Below are 22754 nucleotides of genomic sequence, written 5' to 3' on the forward strand. Positions count from 1 at the left end.
CGAGGGGGTGCTCAGCGGTGGATGGGGCCGTTGCCGTCGCGCAGCGAGGGGACCACCGCGCCGGTGCGGGCGGCGATGATCTCGGCACAGATCGCCACCGCCGTCTCCTCCGGTGTGCGGGCCCCCAGATCCAGCCCGATGGGGGCCATCAGCCGGGAGAGCTCCTCCGCGCGCACCCCGGCCGCTCGCAGCCGTTCCACCCGCTCGGCGTGCGTGCGCCGGCTGCCCATGGCGCCGAGGTAGCCCACCTCCGTTCCCAGGGCGGCCACGATGGCGGGCACGTCGAACTTGTGGTCGTGGGTCAGCACGCAGATCGCGTCGCGGGGGCCGAGCTCAGCACCGAGGCGGTCGAGCAGCCGGTCCGGCCAGTCGACCACCACGTCGTCCGCCTGGGGGAACCTCGCTCGGGTGGCGAACACCTCCCGGGGATCGCACACCGTCACGTGGTAACCGAGCAGCTTCGCCTGCGCGACCAGCGCGGCGGTGAAGTCAACCGCACCGATGACGACCATGCGCGGCGGTGGCGTGTGCGCGTCGATGAACACCGTGACCGCGGATTCCCGGGCCTCGCCGTGCTCGCCGTAGTGGCGAACCACCGAGCGCCCGGCTGCCAGCTCACCACGGGCGTCACGGGCCACCACCCGGTCGAGATCCGGATCGCCGAGCGATCCGTGGACGGCGTCAGGGGTGACCACGATCGACGAACCGCGACCACGACCGTCCACGACGGTCACCACCGCGACCGCCCCACCCTGGTGGAGCGCGCCAGCCAGGCGATCGACCAGCGACCAGTCGACCACTTCGATGAACACACGGATCGTGCCCCCACAGGTCAGGCCCACCGCGAACGCCTCGTCGTCGCTGTAGCCGAACGACACCAGCCTCGGCTGCCCATCCTCCAGGACCCGCCGGGCCTCCTCGACCGCCGCCGCTTCCACGCAGCCGCCGCTCACGGCGCCGGCCACCTCCCCTCGCTCGCTCACTGCCATCGCCGCGCCCGGCAGCCGCGGCCCCGAACCGTCCACCTCCACCACCCGGACCAGGGCGGCCCGCAGGCCCTCGGCCCGCCAGCGGGCCAGTTCGCCGGTGAGGCCCTTCACCGGCACGTCCCTCCGGTCACGCGGTCTCCCAGATGAGCACTTCCGCGCCGTTCGGCCCTGCGGTGAAGGTGCGGGTCCCGGCTGCGGTGAGCCGGACGGCGTCACCCTGCGCCAGCGGTCCCGCGCCGTCGAGCTCACCACCCCCTACAGCCACGAAGACGTGCACATGCGGCGCGTCGGGGACGACCACGGTGGTGCCGGCCGCCAACCGGCCGGCGAACAAGGTGGCGTCACGTTGGTTGATGGTCACCGCGCCCCGCCCCGGTCGACCCGACGCCACCGCCACCAGCCCTCCCCGTTCCAGGTCGGCCTCGACATCGACCTGCTCGTAGGAGGGCTCCAGGCCCTCGGTGTCGGGCAGCACCCACATCTGCACGAAGTGCACCGCCAGCGCCGCGCTGGGGTTCATCTCCGAGTGGCGGATGCCGGTGCCCGCGCTCATGCGCTGCGCGACTCCCGGGCGGATGACGCCGCGGTTCCCGAGCGTGTCGCCGTGCTCGAGCTCCCCGTCGAGCACCCAGGTGACGATCTCCATGTCCCGGTGGAAGTGCGGGGGGAACCCCGCCTCGGGGGCCACCACGTCGTCGTTGTGCACCAGCAGCAGCCCGTGGTGAGTGTTGGTCGGGTCGTAGTGCCCGCCGAAGCTGAAGCTGTGCCAGGAATCGAGCCAGCCCAGGTCGGTGTGGAATCGCTCCCCGGCTCGCCGCACGTCGATCGGTGTCGCGTCCCCGGCCATGGTGGTCACGCTCGCTCGAACACCAGCTGCACCTCGAGCTCACCGACATCGTCGGCGGTGACGATCGGCAGGCGGGGCGGGTCGATGCCGTAGTCGGCGAGGATCACCTGGGTACCGCCGGCCACGCTGATGGTGGAGCCGTTCCACGTGGCTCGCAGCGACAGCTCCACCTGCTTGGTCACCCCGTGGAGGGTGAGCTCGCCCACCGCCGTGACCTCGACGGACTGGCCGACCACGATCCCCGAGGGCAGCGCGATCGGCTCGGTGAGCCGGAAGGTGGCGGTCGGGAAGGAGTCGGTCTGCAGGGCGTTGCCGCGGATGAACGAGTCCCGGCGGCTCTGGTCGCTGGCCAGCTTCGTGAGGTCGACGTCGATGCTGGCCTCGGTCACCGATCCGCCGGTGATGGTCATCGTACCGGTGACCGCAGGAGTGCGTCCCACGGCGGTGTTCTTGATGGTCTCGCCGGCGAAGAGCTCCTGGATGCGATAGCCGGCGAACACGTCGTCGGCGGGGGCGATGCGCCACGTGCCGTCCGGCGACGGTGCACCGCCAGGGTCGGTCGGATCGGTCGGGACGGTCGACTCCGTGCGCACGGGCACACTCGCCCGCTCGGGGGCATCGGAGCGCAACACGAACCACCAGAAGGCGAAACCGCCGAGCAGCACCACGGCGACGCAGGCGATCAGGGCGTACTTGGCCGACTTCTGCACGAGCTGCTACTCCCGGTGCTGGCGAGCGAACCGCACAGCCAATCTAGGCCCGATCCACCACACTCACCGGGTCAGGGGACGAGACGGCGGAACCCCCGCTGTGCGAACCAACCGAGGAGCACGGCGCTGGCGGCGAGCGCGATGAGGCCCGGCCACGTGTCGTGCCAGGTGACCTCGCCGAGGAAGCCCTGCCGGGCCATCGTGAGCACGTAGGTGAAGGGGTTCCGGGCCGCGACCCAGTGCAGCCAGCCGGTCATGACCTCCAAGGGCACCTGGCCGACCGAGAGGAACATCGCCACGAAGATCCCCGCCTGCACCAGCGCACCGGCTCGCTGCGATCGAGCCCGGTACACCACGCCGAGCCCCCACAGCCCTGCCAGCACGGCCACCCCCAGCGTGGCCACCAGCAACATCACGAACCCCGCCGGCCCACCGTGGATGCGAGCCCCACCCAGGTAGCCCACCGGCAGAACGATCGCCAGCGGGAGCAGCGAGCGCAGCATCGTGAACAGCAGGGGCCCGACGACCAGCGCGGGGCGAGCCACGGGGGCGGCGAGCAGGCGATCGAAGAAGCCGTTCTCGAGGTCTCGCCCGGCGCCGAACGCCGCGCCGAACCCCGCGAACGCGGCACCCTGCAGCACGGCGAAGGGCACCATCCAGTCGAGGATGTTGCCGGTCGGGAAACCGGGGATGTTGGTGATGGCGCTGAACGCACCGCTGAACGCGATGGTGAAGAACACGGGCATGACCACCACCGGGATCACGGTGACCGGCACCCGCACCAGCCCGATCACCCCCCGCCACGCGAGCTGGCGCACCACCGCCACCATCACGCCGACCTCAGCCGGCGGCGGAACTGCCGGGTGGCCATCACCGCCGCCACCGCCGCGAGCCCGGCCGCGACAGCCACCGCGGTGAGCGCGTCGGTCCAGTCGAAGCCGTACACCACCAGCGACCGCAAGGCGTCGATCATCCACGTGATCGGGTTGCGCTCCGCGACCGACTGGTACCAGCCCTTCATGAGCGCGGTGGGGAAGAACGCCGAGCTGACGAACACCAGCACGAACAGCAACGGGAACGCGTTCTGCACCGCCTCCTGGGAACCGGAACGCAACCCGATCGCCGCCGCGAACCCACCCACCGCCAGGGCGAGCAGCATGGCGGTCACCACCAGCACGACCACGGCCGCCAACCCGCCCTCGATGGGTGCGCCGAAGGCCACGAACACGCCCACGAAGATCAGCGCCTGGCACGCACCCAGCACTGCCGAGCCGGCGAGACGCCCCACGAGGATCGACGTGCGGGCCACGGGCGAGGCGAGCAGGCGCTCGAAGAAGCCGTTCTCGATGTCGAGGGCCACGTCGGACCCCCCGATGATGCCGCCGAACATCACCCCCTGGGTGAGGGTGCCGGGCAGGAGGAACTGCAGGAAGGACACCACCGGCGGGAAGCCCAGCGACGCCAGCGCCTGCGGCGCCCGGTTGAACGCCGCGGCGTTCACCGCGGCGATGAGCAGGGGGAAGATGATCGCCGGGAACCACATGGTGGGCTGGCGGGCCGTGCCGACGATCGACCGGCGGGCCAGCTCCGCCGTCTGGGCAGCAGCGACCGGTATCGGAAGCCGCGCCCCCGGGGAGATGGTCGCGGCGGTCACGACGGCGCCACCGCCTCCTCGGGCTCCGCGCCCTCCAGGCGCCGCCCCGTGGCATCGGCGAACACGTCGTCGAGGCTCGGCTGCAAGAGCTCCATGTGCTCGACCGAGGCCCCGATCTCGTCCAGGAGGCGCACCACCTCGGTCATCTGCTGGGCTCCGCCGACCAGACCGATGGCCAGCTCACCGGCTCGCAGAGCGGGGCGCTCGGCGCCGAAGCGGGCACAGAGCTGCTGGCGGGCGATCTCGTGGTGCGTGGGGTCGATCTTGAGGGTCAGCGTCGGCGCGCCCACGGCTTCCTTGAGCTTGGCGGGCTCGCCTTCACGCACGATCCGACCTCGGTCGATGATGGCGATCCGGTCCGCGAGCTGGTCGGCTTCCTCGAGGTACTGGGTGGTGAGGAACACGGTGGTGCCCTGGTCGCGGTTGAGCTTGCGCACCTCGTCCCACAGGCTGATGCGGCTCATCGGGTCGAGGCCGGTGGTCGGCTCGTCGAGGAAGAGCACCGCCGGTTCGTGGATCAGCGACAGCGCGAGGTCGAGGCGCCGGCGCATGCCCCCGGAATAGGTGCCGACCCGCCGGTCGGCGGCAGCAGCGAGCCCCACCCGCTCGAGCAGCTCGGCGCCGCGGGCCTTTGCCTCACCCCGGCTGAGACCATGCAAGGTCGCCTGCAGGCGTAGCAACTCGTTGCCGGTCATCAGCGGGTCGATGGCCGCGTCCTGGAGGGCGACGCCGATCGAACGACGTACCGCGGGCGCTTGGGCCACGACATCGAAGCCCGCCACCCGGGCGGTCCCGCTCGTGGGGGTCAGCAGCGTGGTGAGCATGCGCACGCAGGTCGACTTGCCGGCCCCGTTCGGGCCGAGGAACCCGAAGATCTCGCCCTGCTCGACGGTGAGGTCCACCCCGTCGACCGCGACGAGGTTGCCGAAGCGGCGCACCAGCCGCTCCGCTTCGACCACTGGGGACATCAACGCACCTCCATCGGTTGGGTCGCTCGGGTCGCCTCCTCGACCGCCCGCCAGACCCGCTCGGCGGTGAGGGGCATGTCGATGTGCCGCACCCCGAGGTGCGCCAGCGCGTCGATGACCGCGCTCTGCACGGCCGGGGTGGCGCCGATCGTTCCTGACTCGCCGATGCCCTTGGCCCCGAGGGCGTTGACCGGGGTAGGGGTCTCGAGGGTGACCAGCTCGAACGAGGGAAGCTCGGCGGACGAGATCATCCCGTAGTCGGCCAGGTTCGAGGTGGTGGGGTTGCCGTCGGGGTCGTAGCGGACCTCTTCCAGCAGCGCCTGGGCGACGCCCTGGGCAATGCCGCCGTGGCGCTGGCCCTCGACGATCAGCGGGTTCACGATGCGCCCGGCGTCGTCGCAGGTGACCATGCGCACCAGCTCCACCCGCCCGGTCTCGACGTCGACCTCCACCACCGCGAGATGGGCGCCGAAGGGGAAGGTGGGGCTGGTGGTCGAGTACATCACGATCTCGGCCAGCCCGGCACCGGTCACGGGGCCGGCGGCAGCGGCAGCGTCGAGCCCGGCGGCGGCAGCCACGTCCGCCCAGCTGCAGTCCACCTCGGGAAGGCCGCCGACGTGGAACCGCCCGGTGCGGGTGTCGAGCGAGATGTCGGCGGCGGGGGCGCCGAGCAGGCCGCCGGCCACCTGCCGGGCCCGATCGATGAGCCGGGCCGTCGCCTCGTGCACCGCCGAGCCACCGACCTGCAGCGAGCGCGACCCGAAGGTGCCGCTCCCCTCGGCCACCCGGTCGGTGTCGCCGTGGACCACCTCGATGCGCTCCAGCGGGATGCCGGTGAGGTGGCTCACGATCATCGAGAACGACGTGGCGTGGCCCTGCCCGTGCGCCGAGGACCCGGTGAACACCGTCACCCGGCCGTCCGGGTGGACCTCGACCTTGGCATATTCCTCCTGGCCCGCCCCCGGGCCGGCGGTGATCTCCACGTAGACACTCACCCCGATGCCGAGCAGGCGGGTGTCGTCACGGCCGCGGCGAGCCGCCTGCTCGGCCCGGAGCTGATCGATGCCGGCCGCGTCGAGGACCAGGTCGAGGGCCCGCTCGTAGTCGCCGGTGTCGTAGACGGTGCCCACCGCCGTCGTGTACGGGAACTTCTCCGCCGGCACCAGGTTGCGTCGCCGCACCTCGATCGGGTCGAGGCCGATCTCGGCGGCGAAGAGGTCGACGGCCCGCTCGATCGCCGCGGTGGCCTCCGGACGCCCCGCCCCCCGGTAGGCCTCGGTCGGAGTGGTGTTGGTGACCACGGAACGGGCCTCGAACTGCGCGGCGGGGATGTCGTAGACGCCGGTGGTCATGGTGCGGGTCATGAAGGTGAGCACCGAGCCCATGCTGGGGTAGGCGCCGCAGTCCTGCACCACCGACAGCCGGTAGGCCTCGATGGTGCCGTCACGCCGGCCTCCGATGGTGATCTCCTGCACCTGGGCCCGGCCGTGCGGCATCCCCACCATGCTCTCGGAGCGGGTCTCGGTCCACCGCAACGGCCGCCCGAGGCGGCGGGCCAGGCTGGGCAGAACGAGCTCTTCGGGGGTGGGACTGATCTTCGCGCCGAAGCCGCCGCCCACGTCGGGGGCGATGACGTGCACGTCGGCTTCGTCGAAGCCGTACAGCTCGGCCAGCTTGGTCTTGACCGAATGCGCGGCCTGGGTGCTGATCCACATGACCAGCCGGCCACCACTCCAGGCCACCGCGGCCGAGCGCACCTCGAGCGGGCAGGCGGCGAGGCGCTGGTTCACGAGCCGTTGGCGGACCACCACCTCGCAACCCTCGAAGAGGTCCGGACCAGGTGGTGGCGGGGCGATGGCGGTGTTGGTGCCCGCCTCCGGGAACAGCAGCACCTCGTCGCGCAGCGCCTGCTCGACGTCGACCACCGCGGGAAGCGGCTCGTAGTCGACGATCACCAGCTCGGCCGCGTCCTCCCCCTGCAGCGGGGACTCGGTGACCACGGCCACGATGGGCTCGCCGACGAAGCGCACGGTGCCGGTGGCCAGCCAGGGTCGAGCCATGGGGTCGGGGATCATGCCGGGGATGTAGGAGCGAGGCGGGGGGAGATCGTCGAGGTCGTCCGCGGTGAACACCCCGAGCACCCCGTCAGCCCCGCGGGCGTCATCGACGTCGACGCCGGCGAGGCGGGCGTGGGCCATCGTCGAACGAACGAAGGTCACGTACGCGGCGCCGTCGAGGCGCTCGTCGCGCACGTCCGCACAGTAGGTGCCACCCACGGTCAGGAACGTCCGATCCTCGACCCGAGCGACCCGCTCCCCCAGTTCGGTCACCGGGGCAGGCTACCGCCGTCGACGGCGATGCTTGCGCTCGTACATCACTCCATCGGCGCGGCGGAGCAGGTCGGTCGGGGTGTCACCCGGCCGGGCGCGGGCCACACCGACACTCGCGCCCGGGATCCAGGACCCCCCGTCCCAGGTCACCGGGACATCGAGGACCGACTCGAGACGCCCGACGATCTCCTCGTCCCGGACGTCATGGACATCTCGGAGCATCACGACCAACTCGTCACCCCCGTGACGACCCACCGCATCACCGGGCCGCACCGAGTGAACCAGCCGCTCACTCACCGCACGCAAAACCAGGTCGCCGACCTCGTGGCCGAATCGATCGTTGCAATCCTTGAAGCCGTCGAGATCGATGAACGCGACGACCACCGAGGGCGCTTCGGCCAGGGCTTCCTGCAAGACCTGTTCGAACGCTCCACGGTTCAGCAGGCCGGTCAAGGGATCCCGTTCGGCCCGGTACCGCAGCTCCGCGGTGTCGGTGACGTCGGTGAGCAGACCGATCACGCTGGGTTCGTACCCCGAGGTGTCGACCCGACGGCAATGAAGCGAGAAGACCCGCTCACCATCGCCGGCGCGGATCTCGATGGTGTCGGTGTCGCCTGCCGCACCGCCGACGAGACGAGCCCACCGCCCGTCGAAGCGCTCGCGCTCGTCCGAGTGCACGAGGTCGCGCACCCCCTCGACCGGCCCGCACGCCGCCACGAGCGCGAGCCAACGGCTGTTGCCGAACGTGATCCTCCCGCGCTGATCCGCCCGGAAGACCGCCACCGGTATCTCCTCGGCGAGCGAGCGGAACTCTTCCCGGCTCGCGCGCAACGCACCCTCCCCCGAGAGCGGATCGGAGATCTCCACCGACGACACGGTGACCACCCCGGTCTCGTGCAACCGGTTGGTGAGCGTCGACTCGATCCAGCTCGCGCTGCCGTCGGGCTTGAGGACCCGCAGGCGCACCACCCCCGTGGCGAGCGGGACGGACAGCACGTCCACCCACAAGCGGGTGACCGTGTCGTGGTCATCAGGGTGGATCACCTGCATCACCGGGACGCCCTTCAACTCCTCGGGTGCCCGCCCGAAGACCCGATCGGCCGCGCCCTGCATCCGGACGATGACCGCCATCGGGTCGAGCTCGTGGTACACCCAGGTCGGCACCCGGTAGCTGGCTGAGACCAGATCCGCCTCCTCGACCCGGACCGGCTCACCGAGGGCCCAGCCGAGCAGCGTGGCCCGCACCTGCGGCTGGTGGAGCAGGCTCAGGATCCGCAGCTCCAGCTCACACCAGCCATCGCCGGCCCGAAGCCGCACGTGGAACCGGCGGAGCTCGCCGGGGTGGCCGACCGCCTCCCACCAACCCTTGACCACCCGGGCCCGATCCTCCGGGTGCACCGTGCTGAGCTGCTCGATCCAGCGTTGCCGGCCGGCAAGGGCCTGGCAGGCGAGCGGCTCCGGTAGCGGCACCGGCTCCGTCGACTGGTCGTGCGCGATGACCGCGTCACAGCCTGCGAAGGCGTCGAGCAGCTCCTCGTCGGTCCAGGTGGCTGGGATCACCGCCTCTCCCATGACCTCCCATCGGCAGATGCCCGGCTCCAGTTGACGCCCCCCGACCGCCAGCGGCCCGCCTGAGGGCACCCACCCCGGAGTGCATGACGTCCAGAAGCAACGACCGGAAGGCGCGCCTACGGCTCCACGCGCTGGCGGAGCCGGTTGAAGGGCCACACGTCGGGCACCTCCACCGGGTCCTCGGGCGGCGGGAGCACCTGGTAGACCTCCTCACCCGGTCTCGCCAGCCCGAACTGCTCTCGTGCCAGGCGCTCGACCTCCGCGTCGGTACCCAGCAGATCAACCTGGTGCTGCAGCTCGGCGTTGCGCGCCGTGAGCTCGTCGAGCTGCTCCTCCGCAGCGGCGATCGCCGCCCGCTGGCTCAGGTAGGTGCGCGTCGGGAACACCCCGAGAAACAGCACCCCGCAGGTCACCACCGCGATCAGCAGCGGCCAGGCCAGCCGACGAAGGAGCCTCACCCGCGAGCCGTCCCCCTGGCCAACGCGGCCGATCCCCAGTAGGCCGCAGCTTCCGCGAGGTCCTCTTCGATGCGCAGCAACTGGTTGTACTTCGCCACCCGGTCGGTGCGCGCCGGTGCACCGGTCTTGATCTGCCCGCAGTTCGTGGCCACGGCCAGGTCCGCGATCGTGGCGTCCTCCGTCTCACCGGAGCGATGCGACATGACCGCGGTGTACCCGGCACGGTGCGCCATCGCCACCGCGTCCAGTGTCTCGGTGAGGGTGCCGATCTGGTTCACCTTGACCAGGATCGAGTTGGCCACGCCGGTGTCGATGCCCCGACCCAGCCGCTCGGTGTTGGTGACGAACAGGTCGTCGCCCACGAGCTGGACCCGCTCCCCGATGGCCTCGGTCAGCAGCTTCCAGCCTTCCCAGTCCTCCTCGGCCATGCCGTCTTCCACCGAGACGATCGGGTAGCGGCTGACCAGGTCGTCGAGGTAGGCGACCATCTCCTCGGGGGCGAGGGTGCGACCCTCACCGGCCAGCGCGTAACGGCCGTCACGGAACAGCTCCGTCGACGCCGCGTCGAGGGCCAGCACGATGTCCTCGCCCGGGGTGAAGCCGGCTTGCTCGATCGACTCCAGCAGCAACTGCACGGCCTCCTCGTTCGAGGCCAGGTTCGGAGCGAAGCCCCCCTCGTCGCCGATGGCACTGGACAGGCCCCGCTCGCCCAGAACCTTCTTCAACACGTGGTACGTCTCGGCCCCCCAACGCAGCGCCTCCGAGAACGACGCCGCGCCGACCGGCATGATCATGAACTCCTGGAGGTCGACGTTGTTGTCCGCGTGCTCCCCGCCGTTGAGCACGTTCATCATCGGCACCGGCAGCACGTGCGCGTTCGTACCGCCGACGTAGCGGTACAGCGGCAACTCGAGCTCGGCGGCGGCGGCCTTGGCCACCGCGAGCGACACCCCGAGGATCGCGTTGGCCCCCAGACGCTCCTTGTTCGGTGTGCCGTCCAGGTCGACCAGCACCCGGTCGATGTCGCGCTGGCTCAACGCATCGAAGCCCACCAGCACATCGGCGATCTCCTCCTCGACGTTGGCCAGGGCCCGCTGTACACCCTTGCCGCCGTAACGCTCGTCGCCGTCGCGCAGCTCCACCGCCTCGAACCGGCCGGTGGACGCGCCCGACGGCACGATCGCCCGGCCGCGGGCACCGGAGTCGAGCAGGACCTCCACCTCGACGGTGGGGTTGCCCCGCGAGTCGAGGACTTCGCGCCCGACGATGTGCTCGATGATGCTCACTGCTGTTGCTCCTGTGACGTGTGTGCGAATAGTGGCACGTGTTGCCTACGAGGTGGGGTATCCGGCCTGCACACTCCCGACGACCTGCACGCCGAACCGCATCAACCCGGCGGCGGCCCTGCAGCCTCCCGCTCCTGGACCGCTCGCCGGTACCGGTTCGCCGCGGCGCGCAGGGCGGCCTCGGGATCGATCCCGTGCCGGCGGGCCTCGTCCACCAGCGCGAACAGTCGCTCACCGACGTCGGTCGACGCGAGCGCCGGCAGCTCCGGGAGCGCCACCCCCCGCTCGCCCAGCGCCGCCGCCTTCTTCTGCACCTTCAGGGCGTACAGCAGCGCCGGGAGGTGAGTCGGGATGCCCTCGAAGATGCTCTCGCGGCCCTTCTCGGCCTGCTTGATCCGCTCCCAGTTGCGGGCCACGTCCTCCGGGCCGGCCACCTCGACGTCGCCGAACACGTGGGGATGCCGGGCCCGTAACTTGTCGTGGATGCCGCTCGCCACGTCGGCCAGGGTGAACTGGCCCGCCTCTTCGGCCAGGGTGGTGTGGAACACCACCTGCAGCAGCAGGTCCCCCAGCTCCTCCTCCAGGAGCTCGTAGGCACCCGGGCGGTTCTCGGCCACCGCGTCGATGGCGTCGAGCACCTCGTAGGTCTCCTCCACCAGGTGCCGGGTGAGGCTCTCGTGGGTCTGCTCCCGATCCCACGGGCACTCCCGGCGCAGCACCGCCACCAGCTCCGCGAAGCGGGCCACTTCCCGCGCGACCGGCGCGGCGAGGGCGGGGATCCACAGGGAGGTGAGGTGGTCGGTCTCGACCCGATCCAGCTCGACCCACCGCACCGGCTCCACCACCTCGTCGGGAAGCCCGAGGCGGCGCAGCACCGTCACCGTGGCGTCCGGCGGCAGACACGGCTCGGCTCCGGCGTCGAGGGTGAGCTTGATCTCCGAGAGCACGTCGGGCGAGTCGCATTGGGCCACCAGGAACGGGCCCCGCTCGCCGGCGGCGTCGACCGCGAAGCGCTGGCCGTCCACCAGCCGGACGCCGGCCGCGACCGGATCGATCCCGAGGCGGGCCCACGCCAGGTCCGCGAACGACAGGGCCGCGAGCAGCTCGACCTCCACCCGATCGTCGCTCCCGAGCAGCTCAACGCTCCGCTCGGCCACCACGGGTGAGCCCGGCACGAGGTAGAGCACCTCCCCCGCTTCGCTCGCGGCGGCGACCAGCTCCTCGACGATGCCCCGGTACACCTCATCGAGCGTGTCTGCGGACTCGTAGAGATCGTCGAAGGACCGGGCATCAGACACCACCGTCACCGCCGGATGGCGCCGGGTCCGCACGAACCGGCGCTCGATCCGCTCGATGGCAGCCAGGGTTCCCGAGGTGACCAGGTCGGCACCCGCGGGGCCGAGCCCGGCGACGACCACTCGGGGGACGGCCACCACGGCCACCTCGTCAGGGCGCGGTGTCAGGCGAGCCCAGCAGAGCCGGCACCGACGTGGTGGGTGACGCCGCGCCTTCGGGGGGCACCACCACCTGCGGGTACTGCTCCGGATCCCACCGCCCCCACTTCGGGTCGATCGTCACCTCCGCCCGGCGCACCGCGTCGCTCAGCCAGGCGTCGAACGCCGGGTTCGCCCCGGAGGCCCGCTGCTGCTCCAGGTACTGGCGGATGGCGGTGGCGATCTCTTCGAAGGGCGGGACACCTTTCGCCCGCACCAGGAGCAGGTGGACCCCGAACTCCGACTCCACCGGGCCGGTCACCTCACCCGGCGTGGCGGCGAACGCCGCGTCCTCGAAGGCGGCCACGAACTGGCCCCGAGGCTGGCAGCCGAGGTCGCCACCCGCCGATGCGCTACCCGTGTCTTTGGAGACCTCCCGGGCCACGGCCGCGAAGTCCTCACCGGCTCGGATGCGAGCCAGCGCCGCCTCGGCCTGCTCCCGGGTGTCCACCAGGATGTGGCTCAGGCAGACGAACTCCCCGTTGCGCTCGACGATGGCATCGATGTTCTGGTCGTAGTACGCGCGCACCTCGTCGTCGGTCACCTCGCCCAGTGGCTCGGCCGCCAGCTCCCGCTCCAGCGCGAGGCGGTTGGCCAGGCTGGCCACCTGCCGGTCGATGAACGCCTGCGGGAACGACCCCGCCGACGTGCCGATCTGCTGCTCGGCCTGCGCCCGGTCTTCGCTGGTGGGCTGGACCCCGCGCTGGGCCAGCTCATCGGCGATGAGCGCGTCGATCACCAGCGAGCTGAGCACCTGCGTGCTGAAGGCGCTCGAATACGACCCTTCGGTGGGGCCGTAGACCGACACCCCCTGTGCCTGGAGGTTGGAGCGCACCGTGGCGTTGGAGGCCAGCGCGTCGAGGTCGTCGAGGAGGTCCTGCTGGGAGATGGCCACGCCGTTCACCACCGCGGCGTCGGCCGACCCGATACCACCACCGCCGGTGGCACACGAAGCGGGCAGCAGCACGGCGACGAGCGCGAACAGGAACACGGGAAGACGGCGCATGAGGATCGCGAGCCTACGGATCAGCCGGAGGCCGCACCAGTCGGCCCACCGGTCAGCCCACGAGCTCACCGAGCGCCGCCACCACCTCGCTGGCCGCGCCGGACGGGCTGCGCAGCGGAAGCTGGAGCTGGCCGACGTCAGGCTTGTACACCGCGCCCTTGAACAGCCGCTGCAGGCGCACGGTACGGCTCGCGCTGAGCTGGATCGGCGAGATGCGGGCCACCAGCTTCGGCCCCCCGAAGCCCGAACCCTTCACCACCGTGACCTCCCGCACCCCGGCGCGCACGCACGCCGCCCGCAGCGTCGCCACCTCCAGGAGGGCCTCGGCCGTCGGTGGTACCGGCCCGTAGCGGTCCAGCCACTCGGCGCGGATGTCGGCCACCTCCTCCTCGCTGGTGACCGCGGCCAACCGCCGGTAGGCCTCCAGCCGCAGCTCCTCGCGCTCCACGTAGTCCTTCGGGAGATGCGCGTCGATCGGCAGCTCCAGCTTGATCTCCGCCGGCTCCCGGGGCTGCTCGCCCTTCAGCTCCGCCACCGCCTCGGTGACCATCTGGCAGTACAGGTCGTAGCCCACCGCGGCGATGTGCCCGGACTGGCCGGTGCCGAGCAGGTTGCCCGCCCCGCGGATCTCCAGGTCGCGCATGGCGATCCTGAACCCCGAGCCCAGCTCGGTGGCTTCACCGATGGTCTTGAGCCGCTCGTAGGCCTCCTCGGTGAGCGCCCGGTCCGGGGAGTAGAAGAGGTACGCGTAGGCCCGCTGGCCGGCACGACCCACCCGGCCGCGGAGCTGGTGGAGCTGGCCGAGCCCCAACAGATCCGCCCGGTCGACCACCAAGGTGTTGACGGTGGGCATGTCGATGCCGGACTCGATGATCGTCGTGCACACCAGCACGTCGTAGTGACCCTCCCAGAAGTCGAGCACCACCCGCTCGAGGGTGCCCTCGTCCATCTGGCCGTGGGCGGTGGCGATGCGGGCCTCGGGCACCAGCTCCCGGAGCCCCTCGGCCACGTGCTCGATGTCCTGCACCCGGTTGTGCACGAAAAACACCTGGCCCTCGCGCAGCAGCTCCCGGCGGATCGCCTCGGCGACGGCCCGATCGTCGTACTCCCCGACGTAGGTGAGGATCGGTTGGCGCTCCGCCGGCGGGGTGTTGAGCAGGGTGAGGTCGCGGATGCCGGTGAGGCTCATCTCGAGCGTGCGGGGGATCGGGGTCGCGGTCAGTGTGAGCACGTCCACCTCCGCCCGGAGCTGTTTGATCGCCTCCTTGTGCGTCACCCCGAAGCGCTGCTCCTCGTCCACCACCAGCAGGCCGAGGCGCGCGAACCGGACATCGCTCGACAGCAACCGGTGAGTGCCGATGACCACGTCGACCTCCCCGCTCCCGAGCCCCGCGATCACCTGACGGGCCTGGGCCTCGGTCAGGAACCGGCTCAGCACCTCGACCCGCACCGGGTAGGGGGCGAAGCGCTCGCTGAAGGTCTGGAAGTGCTGCTGCGCGAGCAGGGTGGTGGGCACGAGCACCGCCGCCTGCCTGCCGTCCTGCACCGCCTTGAACACCGCCCGCAGCGCCACCTCGGTCTTGCCGAAGCCGACATCGCCACACACCAGGCGATCCATCGGCGCGGGCGACTCCATGTCGGCTTTCACCTCCTCGATGGCCTTGAGCTGATCAGGGGTCTCCTCGAACGGGAACGCCTCCTCCAGCTCACGCTGCCAGGGAGTGTCGGGGGCGAACGCGTGGCCCGGGGTGTGCACCCGCTTCTGGTAGAGCACCACCAGCTCCTGGGCGATCTCGGTGACCGCGGCCCGCACCTTGGCCTTCGTCTTGTGCCACTCGCTGCCACCCAGCCGGCTCAACGACGGCGAGTCACCACCGGTGTAGTGGCGAACCGCGTCGATCTGATCGGAGGGCACGTAGAGCCGGTCGTCGCCCCGGTACTCGAGCAGCAGGTAGTCGCGCTCGACCCCACCGATCGCCCGCTTCACCATCCCGCCGTAGCGCGCCACCCCGTGCTGGTGGTGCACGACGTAGTCGCCGGGCTTGAGGTCGTCGAAGAAGCCCTGGGCCCCACGGCGCCGGGGGCGGGCCCGGCGGTGCGCCCGGCGGCGACCGGTGACATCGCTCTCGGTGAGCACGGCCAGCTTCACGTCGGGTAGCACGAAGCCGCGCTCCAGCGGGGCCACCACGACGTGCCCGCCGGGCTCGGCCAGCTTCGCCTCACCGGGCCCGTCGAGCGCCAGGTGCAGACCCTGGTCGGCCAACAGGTCGTGCACCCGGGCCGCGGAGCCGGGCCCGTCGGCGGCGACCACCACCCGGAAGCCCTCCGCCAGCAGGTCGGCGAGCTGGCGCACCAGCGACGACCCGTCGCCCACCACCGGGTCCCAGCCCCGGGCGGTGACGGTGACCACGTCCGGTCCCTCCGGTGCGGTCGTCACCGTCCACACCGGCGCGGCGGTGTGCGCCAGCAGCCGGTCGAAGGGCAGGTGCAGCGGTGGGAACGACTCCCCGCCGGCATCCCAGGTCCGCGACAGGCTGCGGGCGAGATCCGCCTCCTCGGCGAGCAGGTCGGCGGCCCGGTCCCGCATCCGCCGGGGCTCGACCACCAGGACCTGCGCGTCGTCGTCGAGGAGGTCGAACAGCACGTGCTCCTCGTCGGTGAGCCACGGCAGCCACGACTCCATCCCGTCGAACGTCGATCCTTCCGACAGCCGCTCCCACTGCTCGCGGCCCCATGGTTGGCTGGCGACGAGCTCCGCCGCCCGGCGGCGCACCTCCTCGGTGGGCAGCAGCTCCCGGCAGGGGAAGATCTCGACTTGGCCGAGATCCGCGGTGGAGCGTTGATCGGCCACCGAGAACCGGGTGAGGCGGTCGACCTCATCGCCCCACAGGTCGATCCGCACCGGCTCGTCAGCGGTCGAGGGGAACACGTCGACGATCGAGCCGCGTACCGCCACCTCGCCCCGGTGCTCGACCAGGTGCTCGCGGCGGTAGCCCGCGGCCACCAACCGGTCCACCAGCTCGGTGGGATCGAGCTGGTCGCCGTGGCCGACGACGATGGGTGCCACGTCCTCCACGTGCGGGCCGAGGCGCTGCACCAGCGCCCGTACCGGAGCCACCACCACCCGCGGCAGGCGCCCGGGCTCCTGCAACCGCCACAGCACCCGCAGCCGCCGCCCCATGGTCTCCACGCCGGGGCTCACCCGCTCGAAGGGCAACGTCTCCCAGGCCGGGAACAGCTCGACGTCTCCGGCACCGAGAAAGGCCGCCAGGTCGTGATGGAGTCGATCGGCCTCGGTGGTGGTGGGAACGGCGACCACGATCGGGCGCCGCGACGACACCCCAGCCAGGCCGGCGATGACGATGGCCCGGGCAGGCTCCGGAACGGCCAGCACCGCGCTGGCGCGTCCGAGCACCTGCGTGATCGCAGGGTCGTCGCGCACCAGGAGGGGTAGATCGGTCAGGGTCATGGCGAGGTCGGGCCCGCCCGGGGCCCTCGGTCGAGTCTCGCCACGGGGCGATGGCATCACCACCAGGTCGTCGGTCACGTGGCGTTGAACCTGGTCATGGCCGCCTGCGGTCCCTCGGCGAGGATCACCTCGACCGCATCCGCCGCTTCCCGGACCGCCTCGTCGAGGGCGGCCCGCTCGGACCGGCTGGCGCGCTGCAGCACGTGGTCGGCGCCCCGCTCCTTGTCGGGCGGCTTGCCCACCCCGATCCGTACCCGGACGAACTCGGCGCTGTGCAGATGGGCCCTGATCGAGCGCAGCCCGTTGTGGCCCGCCAGCCCGCCGCCGACTTTCACCTTGAGCCGACCCACCGGCAGATCCAGCTCGTCATGGACCACCACCAACCGGTGGAGGTCGTCGATGCCGTGGTGGCGGACGAGCGGAGCGACCGCTTCACCCGAGAGGTTCATGTACGTCTGCGGCTCGGCCAGGACCACCCGGCGGCCCTCGATCAGCACCTCGGCGACCCGAGCCCGCTGGCGGGTCCGACGGAACCGGCCACCGTGGCGGGACGCGAGCAGTTCGACGACGTCGAAACCGACGTTGTGCCTGGTGCCGGCGTACTCCCGTCCCGGATTGCCGAGCCCGACCACGAGCAGGTCGGCTGCCATGGAGGGTGACGGCTACTCGCCGTTCTCCTCACCCTCGCCGGTCTCGGCGCCGGCCGCCTCAGCGGCCTCGTCAGCGGCCTCTCCGGCTTCGCCCCCTTCTGCCACGGCGCCGCCTGCCGCCATCACCGTGAAGCGGGTGGCCACGCCCGCCACGACCGGCGTGGAGGGATCGACGTCGGTGGTCACCCCGTCGGGGAGCTGGAGATCGCCGACGGTGACCGCCGAGCCCACCGTGAGCGAGGAGACGTCGGCCTCAATCTGGCCCGGGATGCCGGTGGGCTTGGCCTTCACCGTGAGCGACTTCATCTGCTGCTCGGCGATGCCCTTCGCGCTCTCGACCTCCTTGGCCTCGCCGACCACCACGATCGGCACCTCCACCTCGACCGGGGCGTCCGGGTCGACCCGGAGGAAATCGACGTGGAGCACCTCTCGGCGGACGGGATCGCGCTGGAGGTCCTTGACGATGGTGAGATCCCTCCGACCGTCGATGTCGAGGGCGATGAGCGCGTTCACCCCGGCTTCGGTCGTCAGCACCCGGCGCAGCTCGGACCAGACGACGGCCACTGGCACCGGGTCGGCCCCCAGCCCGTACACGACACCGGGGATCTTTCCCTGCGCTCGAAGTCGGCCGGCAGCGCGGGAACCGGGGGTGCGCCCCGTCTCGGCGGTCAAGGTCAGCTCCATAAGGTCGGCCATGCTACCGGCCCCCGATCCGGGGAGCGAACCCGCTCACAGGACCTTCGACCCTTGGCGAGCGCCTCCGCTCGGAGGATGCTGGTCCTATGTCCACATCCGCATCCACCAGCCACACCGTCGACTCCGCTCCACCACCCTCCACCGACGAAGAGGACCGCGGCTTCGGCGCAGCGATCGTGTGGGGGTCGATCGTCGGGATCCTCGCCTTCACCGTGCTCGTGGCCGTCGCGGTCAAGGCCGTGGCGGCCAACATGGATTACGACATGCCTCTCGGCGCGGTCGTCGGCATCGCCGTGTGGACCGGAGCCTGGGCGGGACTGTTCCTCGGCGGCACCGTGGCGGTCGGCCGCTGGTCCGCCCACCGGCACTGACCCGGCGAGCGCGAGCCGCCGCTCAGGACTGGTTCGCGCCGCCGAAGATCTCGCTCACCGAGGTGTCCTCGAACACGGCGTCGATCGCCTCGGCGATGATGCCCGCCACCGACAGCACCTCGATCTTGTCGATCTGCTTCTCGGGGGGCAGCGGCAAGGTGTTGGTGACCACCACCTTCGAGATCACCGAGTTCTTCAGGCGGTCGATCGCCGGCCCCGAGAACACCCCGTGGGTGGCGGCCGCGTAGACCTCGGTGGCCCCGTGCTCCTTGAGCTGTTCGGCCGCCGCGCAGATCGTGCCGGCGGTGTCGATCATGTCGTCGATGAGCACGCACACCCGGCCGTCGACCTCGCCCACCACGTCCCGGGCCTCGACCTCGTGCTTGGCCCCCTTGGCCCGGCGCTTGTGCACGATGGCCAGGTCGGCCCGGAGCTGGTTCGCGTAGCGCTCGGCGACCTTCACCCGCCCGGCGTCTGGTGACACCACGACCAGGTCATCACCGAGCGAGGACATGTACTCCACCAACACCGGCATCGCCGTGAGGTGGTCGACCGGACCGTCGAAGAACCCCTGGATCTGCCCGGAGTGCAGATCCACACTGATCACCCGCGTCGCCCCGGCGGTGCTGAACATGTCTGCCACCAGCTTGGCGGTGATCGGCTCCCGCCCCTCGGCCTTGCGGTCCTGGCGGGAGTACCCGTAGTAGGGGCAGACCACGCTGATGCGCTTGGCGGAGGCCCGCTTGGCGGCATCAACCATGATGAGCTGCTCCATGAGCGCGTCGTTCAACGTCGCGCCCTCGGTGGCGCTGTGGGTCTGGATGATGAACACGTCGGTGCCCCGCACCGACTCGTCGAACCGGCAGTGGAGCTCGCCGTTGGCGAACGCAGCCAGGTTCGGCTCACCGAGCGGCACGCCGAGCGCCGCCGCGATCTCCTCCGCCAGCGGCAGGTTCGCCCGACCCGAGACCAGGAACAGGCGCTTCTTCGGAACGAGCTCCATCACTCACCGAGCATAGAACGGGCCGGTGCGAGTCTCGGCAGGGACGTGCGAGCCGGGGCTCAGCACGGCGAACGGGCCCACCCGGGCGTGGTCACCGATCTCGGCGTCGCGAGCCACCGACTGCTCGACCGTCGCCCCCGGCCCCACCACGCAGTCCACCAGCCGGGTGTGGGGACCCAGCTCGGCGCCCGCGCCGATCACGCAGCGGCCCTGCAGCATCGTGCCCGGGAAGATCGTCACGTCGGGCGACAGCTCGACCGTGGCGTCGATGTAGGTGCGCTCCGGGTCGAGCATGGTGACCCCTCTGCGCAGCCAGGCTTCGTTGGTGCGGCGCCGCAGCTCGGCCTCGGCAACCGCGAGCTGCACGCGGTCGTTGACCCCCTGCGTCTCGACCGGGTCCTCGGCGACCACCGACACCACCGGGTACCCCGCGTCGTGGAGCACCTCGACCACATCGGTGAGGTAGTACTCACCCTGCGCGTTCTGCGGGCTCAGCCGACGCAGCGCCGGCGCGAGCACGCTGCGACGGAAGCAGTAGATCGACGTGTTGACCTCGTCGATGAGCCGCTCCTCGTCGGTGGCGTCGGCCTCCTCGACGATTCTCGCCACCCGCTCGTCCTTGCCCCGCAGCACCCGCCCGTAGCCGGTGGGGTCCGCGACCCGAGCGGTCAGCAGCGTGCACGCCGCGTCGGTCTGGCGGTGGCGCTCCACCAGCGCGGCGATGGTCGCGGGCCGCAGCAACGGGGCGTCACCGGGCAGCACGATCAGGTCGCCCTCGTCGACATCCTCGTCGGGGAACGCCGTGAGCCCCACGCTCACCGCGTCGCCCGTGCCTCGCTGCACGTGCTGCTCCACGAAGTCGAGCAGCACGTCGGGCGCCTCCTCCTGCAGCTTCTTGGTGACCCGCTCGGCGCCGTGGCCGACCACCACCACGACCCGATCGACCCGGCACTCGCTCAGGGCGTCGAGCACGTAGAGCAACATGGCTCGACCGCAGAGGAGGTGCAGCGGCTTGGGTCGAGACGACCGCATCCGGGTTCCCTCCCCCGCGGCGAGGACGATGGCGGAGATGGGGCGGTCCTCGGTCATACGGGAAGTTCTAGCGGCGCCGGGCGCTAGGGTCTAGGAGCCCTTCGGGGGTGATGTAATCGGCAACATGCGAGGTTTTGGTCCTCGACTTCGGGGTTCGAGTCCCTGCCCCCGAGCTCCCGCATTGGTGCTGCCTCCACCGGCCCCGGTAAGGTGCCCGGCGCCATGGGCTCACTGATCAAGAAGCGGCGCAAGCGGATGCGCAAGAAGAAGCACAAGAAGATGCTGAAGCGCACGCGGTTCCAACGCCGCGCCGCCGGCAAGTAGCCCGCCGCTCGTCAGCCCGGCACCCGCTGCGCCGCGAGGGTGCGCACGACCAGTCCGCCCTCCACCGGGTGATCGCCTTCGACGAACCAGGTCGAGCCGCTACCCGCCAGCCGAGGCTGCTGCCCCGTCGACGCCGCCAGCCGGTCGCGCCACTCGGCGAGCCGGGGCTCCACCAGGAGCGCCGCGGGCTCCAGGTCGTTGCCGTGCTCGCCGACCGGTCCCCCGAGGCGATCCCACGCCCGGTAGACCTCGACCGTCGAGCACCCGAACGGCGGGATCAGCAGCGTGAAGCACCGGTCGACGAACGGGAGCGGCTCGACCAGCTCGCCGATACCCCGCACCCGGGCCCGCCCACCGATCAGGCAGAACGGCACGTCGGCCCCGATGCGTGCCGCGGCCTGCAGGTCGTCGAAGCCCGCGGCGCGCAGGACGGCGGCGGCGTCGCTCGAGCCACCACCGAGCCCCGCGCCGGGCGGTATGCGCTTGTCGAGCCGGACGTGGGCCCGCAGACCGGCGAGGCGCTGGGCCCGCCGCACCAGGTTGCCGTCGTCGGCGGGTACCACCACGCCATCCGGCGCCACCACCTCCAGGCCGTCGCCGTCGGTGAGCGTGAGGGTGTCGCACAGGTCGAGGCTCACCATCTCCGCGTCGATCAGGTGGTAGCCGTCGGTCCGGACCCCCGTGATGCGCAACGAGAGGGTGAGCTTCGCCGGGGCGGCGATCACGATCTCCGAGGCCACGCGCTCACCCTAGGGCTGCGACGGCATCGGCCAGCCGACCCCAGGCCTCGATGTCGAGCTGCTCGGGGCGAGACTCGGGATCGATGCCCGCCCGGGGGAACGCATCGGCCGGCACCCGACCCGCCAGCGACCGCCGCAGCATCTTGCGACGCTGCCCGAAGGCCTGGCGCACCAGCGAGAACAGCAGGTCGGGATCCGACTCCACCGCGGGTCGCGGGCGGCGCACGATCCGCACCAGCACCGACTCCACCCGCGGCTGGGGCACGAACACCGTGGACGGCACGTGGCCGACGATGGCCGCCTCGGCGTGGTACGCGACCTTGACCGAGGGGATCCCGTACGCCTCGTCGCCCGGCCCGGCCACCAGGCGCTCGCCGGCTTCGCGCTGGACCATCACCAGCATCCGCCGGATCCGGGGCACCTGGTCCAGCAGATCGAGCACCAACGGGGTGGCCACGTTGTAGGGCAGGTTGGCCACCAGCACCCATCGCTCGCGCCCGGCGAGCACCCGCTCCCAGTCGAGGGTGCGGGCGTCGCCTTCCACCACCCGCACGCCGGCGGCCTCGACCTGCCCACGCAGGACGGGCAGCAGGTGCCGGTCGACCTCGACCGCGGTCACCGACGCCCCGGTCTCGACGAGCGCCAGGGTGAGCGATCCCAGGCCGGCCCCGATCTCGACGACCGCATCGCCCTCGCCCACCTCGGCCAGCCGGGCGATGCGCCGCACGGTGTTGGGGTCCGCGACGAAGTTCTGTCCCAGGGCCCGGCTGGGACGCAGGCCGTGGCTGGTGAGCAGCTCGCCGATGCGGCGACGGCTCAGCAGGCGCCACCCCAGGGGGCCTTGCCCGCCAGGCGGTACAGGAACAGCGCCATGGCGTCCTGGTCCGCGGGCGACACCAGGTTCGGGGGGACGCCGACCAGATCAGGGCGCCCGGCCCGCATCGCGGTGCTGTCCCAGCTCGAGCGCAGGAACTGGTAGGCGCCGTAGTAGAGGCCGTTGGACGACACGATCGAGTAGTTGCCACCCGACTCCCGCCGGCGGACGCACGCCAGGAACGCCGCTTCCTCCGCGGTGGGACCGGCGATGCCGGTACTGGGGGGAGGCGGCGCGGCCGGCCGGGGAGCGGCGGTGGTCGGCGGCGCGGCGGGCACCTTG

At 71.5% G+C, this 22754-nt stretch carries 22 protein-coding genes and 1 tRNA gene; 3 read left to right on the forward strand and 20 right to left on the reverse strand.

The annotated features are described in order from the left end of the window. Positions 1–11 precede the first annotated feature (11 nt). From V7004_RS01340 to V7004_RS01410, 15 genes are all read right to left on the reverse strand, one after another. Positions 12–1100 (reverse strand): XdhC family protein, encoded by a 1089-nt coding sequence (locus V7004_RS01340; protein ID WP_334141360.1) that lies wholly within the window; start codon positions 1098–1100, stop codon positions 12–14. Positions 1101–1116: 16 nt separating this feature from the next. After that, complete coding sequence (locus V7004_RS01345) at positions 1117–1836, reverse strand: pirin family protein (RefSeq protein ID WP_334141361.1); 720 nt, start codon at positions 1834–1836, stop codon at positions 1117–1119. 5 nt (positions 1837–1841) lie between these two features. Beyond that, complete coding sequence (locus V7004_RS01350) at positions 1842–2546, reverse strand: YceI family protein (protein ID WP_334141363.1); 705 nt, start codon at positions 2544–2546, stop codon at positions 1842–1844. 71 nt (positions 2547–2617) lie between these two features. Next, positions 2618–3376: an ABC transporter permease gene (locus V7004_RS01355; protein WP_334141365.1), complete on the reverse strand. Its 759-nt coding sequence runs from the start codon at positions 3374–3376 to the stop codon at positions 2618–2620. Then, positions 3376–4200: an ABC transporter permease gene (locus V7004_RS01360; protein WP_334141367.1), complete on the reverse strand. Its 825-nt coding sequence runs from the start codon at positions 4198–4200 to the stop codon at positions 3376–3378. Before V7004_RS01360 ends, V7004_RS01355 begins: the two co-directional genes overlap by 1 nt. After that, positions 4197–5168, reverse strand: coding sequence for an ATP-binding cassette domain-containing protein (locus V7004_RS01365; protein WP_334141368.1), 972 nt, complete (start codon positions 5166–5168; stop codon positions 4197–4199). Before V7004_RS01365 ends, V7004_RS01360 begins: the two co-directional genes overlap by 4 nt. Next, positions 5168–7498 (reverse strand): xanthine dehydrogenase family protein molybdopterin-binding subunit, encoded by a 2331-nt coding sequence (locus tag V7004_RS01370; RefSeq protein ID WP_334141370.1) that lies wholly within the window; start codon positions 7496–7498, stop codon positions 5168–5170. Before V7004_RS01370 ends, V7004_RS01365 begins: the two co-directional genes overlap by 1 nt. A gap of 9 nt (positions 7499–7507) precedes the next feature. Continuing rightward, positions 7508–9070 (reverse strand): diguanylate cyclase domain-containing protein, encoded by a 1563-nt coding sequence (locus V7004_RS01375; protein ID WP_334141371.1) that lies wholly within the window; start codon positions 9068–9070, stop codon positions 7508–7510. 116 nt (positions 9071–9186) lie between these two features. Beyond that, a complete protein-coding gene (locus V7004_RS01380; RefSeq protein WP_334141372.1) occupies positions 9187–9528 on the reverse strand; it encodes an FtsB family cell division protein in 342 nt (113 codons plus the stop codon). Beyond that, positions 9525–10814 carry a phosphopyruvate hydratase gene (eno, locus tag V7004_RS01385; protein ID WP_334141374.1) on the reverse strand — a complete coding sequence of 430 codons (1290 nt, stop codon included), beginning with the start codon at positions 10812–10814 and terminating at the stop codon, positions 9525–9527. The genes V7004_RS01380 and eno overlap by 4 nt, the downstream gene beginning before the upstream one ends. A gap of 101 nt (positions 10815–10915) precedes the next feature. Continuing rightward, the gene (locus V7004_RS01390; protein ID WP_334141376.1) at positions 10916–12247 is read right to left on the reverse strand and encodes a MazG family protein; all 1332 of its coding nucleotides are present in this window, start codon (positions 12245–12247) and stop codon (positions 10916–10918) included. A 13-nt stretch (positions 12248–12260) separates the two neighbouring features. Then, entirely contained in the window at positions 12261–13313 is a 1053-nt protein-coding gene (locus V7004_RS01395) for a peptidylprolyl isomerase (protein WP_334141377.1), read from the reverse strand. 52 nt (positions 13314–13365) lie between these two features. Further along, a complete protein-coding gene (gene mfd, locus V7004_RS01400; RefSeq protein ID WP_334141379.1) occupies positions 13366–16860 on the reverse strand; it encodes a transcription-repair coupling factor in 3495 nt (1164 codons plus the stop codon). Then, a complete protein-coding gene (gene pth, locus V7004_RS01405) occupies positions 16857–17432 on the reverse strand; it encodes an aminoacyl-tRNA hydrolase (protein WP_334141381.1) in 576 nt (191 codons plus the stop codon). Before pth ends, mfd begins: the two co-directional genes overlap by 4 nt. Before the next feature lie 12 nt (positions 17433–17444). Continuing rightward, entirely contained in the window at positions 17445–18116 is a 672-nt protein-coding gene (locus V7004_RS01410; RefSeq protein WP_334141382.1) for a 50S ribosomal protein L25, read from the reverse strand. A gap of 98 nt (positions 18117–18214) precedes the next feature. On the opposite strand from V7004_RS01410, the gene V7004_RS01415 reads away from it, so the two are divergent. After that, the gene (locus V7004_RS01415) at positions 18215–18499 is read left to right on the forward strand and encodes a hypothetical protein (RefSeq protein WP_334141384.1); all 285 of its coding nucleotides are present in this window, start codon (positions 18215–18217) and stop codon (positions 18497–18499) included. A 22-nt stretch (positions 18500–18521) separates the two neighbouring features. On the opposite strand, the gene V7004_RS01420 is transcribed toward V7004_RS01415, so the two are convergent. Together V7004_RS01420 and V7004_RS01425 are read right to left on the reverse strand one after the other, a co-directional pair. Further along, a complete protein-coding gene (locus V7004_RS01420; RefSeq protein WP_334141386.1) occupies positions 18522–19502 on the reverse strand; it encodes a ribose-phosphate diphosphokinase in 981 nt (326 codons plus the stop codon). A gap of 3 nt (positions 19503–19505) precedes the next feature. Then, entirely contained in the window at positions 19506–20591 is a 1086-nt protein-coding gene (locus V7004_RS01425) for a bifunctional UDP-N-acetylglucosamine diphosphorylase/glucosamine-1-phosphate N-acetyltransferase GlmU (RefSeq protein ID WP_334141388.1), read from the reverse strand. 44 nt (positions 20592–20635) lie between these two features. On the opposite strand from V7004_RS01425, the gene V7004_RS01430 reads away from it, so the two are divergent. After that, positions 20636–20707, forward strand: a tRNA-Gln gene (locus V7004_RS01430). 49 nt (positions 20708–20756) lie between these two features. Further along, the gene (locus V7004_RS01435; RefSeq protein ID WP_208027376.1) at positions 20757–20858 is read left to right on the forward strand and encodes a 30S ribosomal protein bS22; all 102 of its coding nucleotides are present in this window, start codon (positions 20757–20759) and stop codon (positions 20856–20858) included. A gap of 11 nt (positions 20859–20869) precedes the next feature. On the opposite strand, the gene V7004_RS01440 is transcribed toward V7004_RS01435, so the two are convergent. From V7004_RS01440 to V7004_RS01450, 3 genes are all read right to left on the reverse strand, one after another. Beyond that, positions 20870–21598, reverse strand: coding sequence for a 4-(cytidine 5'-diphospho)-2-C-methyl-D-erythritol kinase (locus tag V7004_RS01440; protein WP_334141391.1), 729 nt, complete (start codon positions 21596–21598; stop codon positions 20870–20872). 4 nt (positions 21599–21602) lie between these two features. Beyond that, positions 21603–22433: a 16S rRNA (adenine(1518)-N(6)/adenine(1519)-N(6))-dimethyltransferase RsmA gene (rsmA, locus tag V7004_RS01445; RefSeq protein ID WP_334141393.1), complete on the reverse strand. Its 831-nt coding sequence runs from the start codon at positions 22431–22433 to the stop codon at positions 21603–21605. Further along, the coding region (locus tag V7004_RS01450) for a transglycosylase family protein (protein WP_334141392.1) at positions 22415–22754 on the reverse strand (340 nt) is incomplete at its 5' end. The genes rsmA and V7004_RS01450, both read right to left, overlap by 19 nt.

This window comes from Rhabdothermincola sp., assembly GCF_036846205.1.
Taxonomy (GTDB): Bacteria; Actinomycetota; Acidimicrobiia; order Acidimicrobiales; family Acidimicrobilacustridaceae; genus Rhabdothermincola.

Coding starts and splice junctions, on each gene's coding strand:
- V7004_RS01365 (WP_334141368.1), bottom strand. CDS start 5,168: ATGTCCCCAGTGGTCGAAGCGGAGCGGCTGGTGCGCCGCTTCGGCAAC.
- V7004_RS01435 (WP_208027376.1), top strand. CDS start 20,757: ATGGGCTCACTGATCAAGAAGCGGCGCAAGCGGATGCGCAAGAAGAAG.
- V7004_RS01375 (WP_334141371.1), bottom strand. CDS start 9,070: ATGGGAGAGGCGGTGATCCCAGCCACCTGGACCGACGAGGAGCTGCTC.
- V7004_RS01355 (WP_334141365.1), bottom strand. CDS start 3,376: ATGGTGGCGGTGGTGCGCCAGCTCGCGTGGCGGGGGGTGATCGGGCTG.
- V7004_RS01415 (WP_334141384.1), top strand. CDS start 18,215: ATGTCCACATCCGCATCCACCAGCCACACCGTCGACTCCGCTCCACCA.
- V7004_RS01395 (WP_334141377.1), bottom strand. CDS start 13,313: ATGCGCCGTCTTCCCGTGTTCCTGTTCGCGCTCGTCGCCGTGCTGCTG.
- V7004_RS01410 (WP_334141382.1), bottom strand. CDS start 18,116: ATGGAGCTGACCTTGACCGCCGAGACGGGGCGCACCCCCGGTTCCCGC.
- V7004_RS01420 (WP_334141386.1), bottom strand. CDS start 19,502: ATGGAGCTCGTTCCGAAGAAGCGCCTGTTCCTGGTCTCGGGTCGGGCG.
- V7004_RS01345 (WP_334141361.1), bottom strand. CDS start 1,836: ATGGCCGGGGACGCGACACCGATCGACGTGCGGCGAGCCGGGGAGCGA.
- pth (WP_334141381.1), bottom strand. CDS start 17,432: ATGGCAGCCGACCTGCTCGTGGTCGGGCTCGGCAATCCGGGACGGGAG.
- V7004_RS01425 (WP_334141388.1), bottom strand. CDS start 20,591: ATGACCGAGGACCGCCCCATCTCCGCCATCGTCCTCGCCGCGGGGGAG.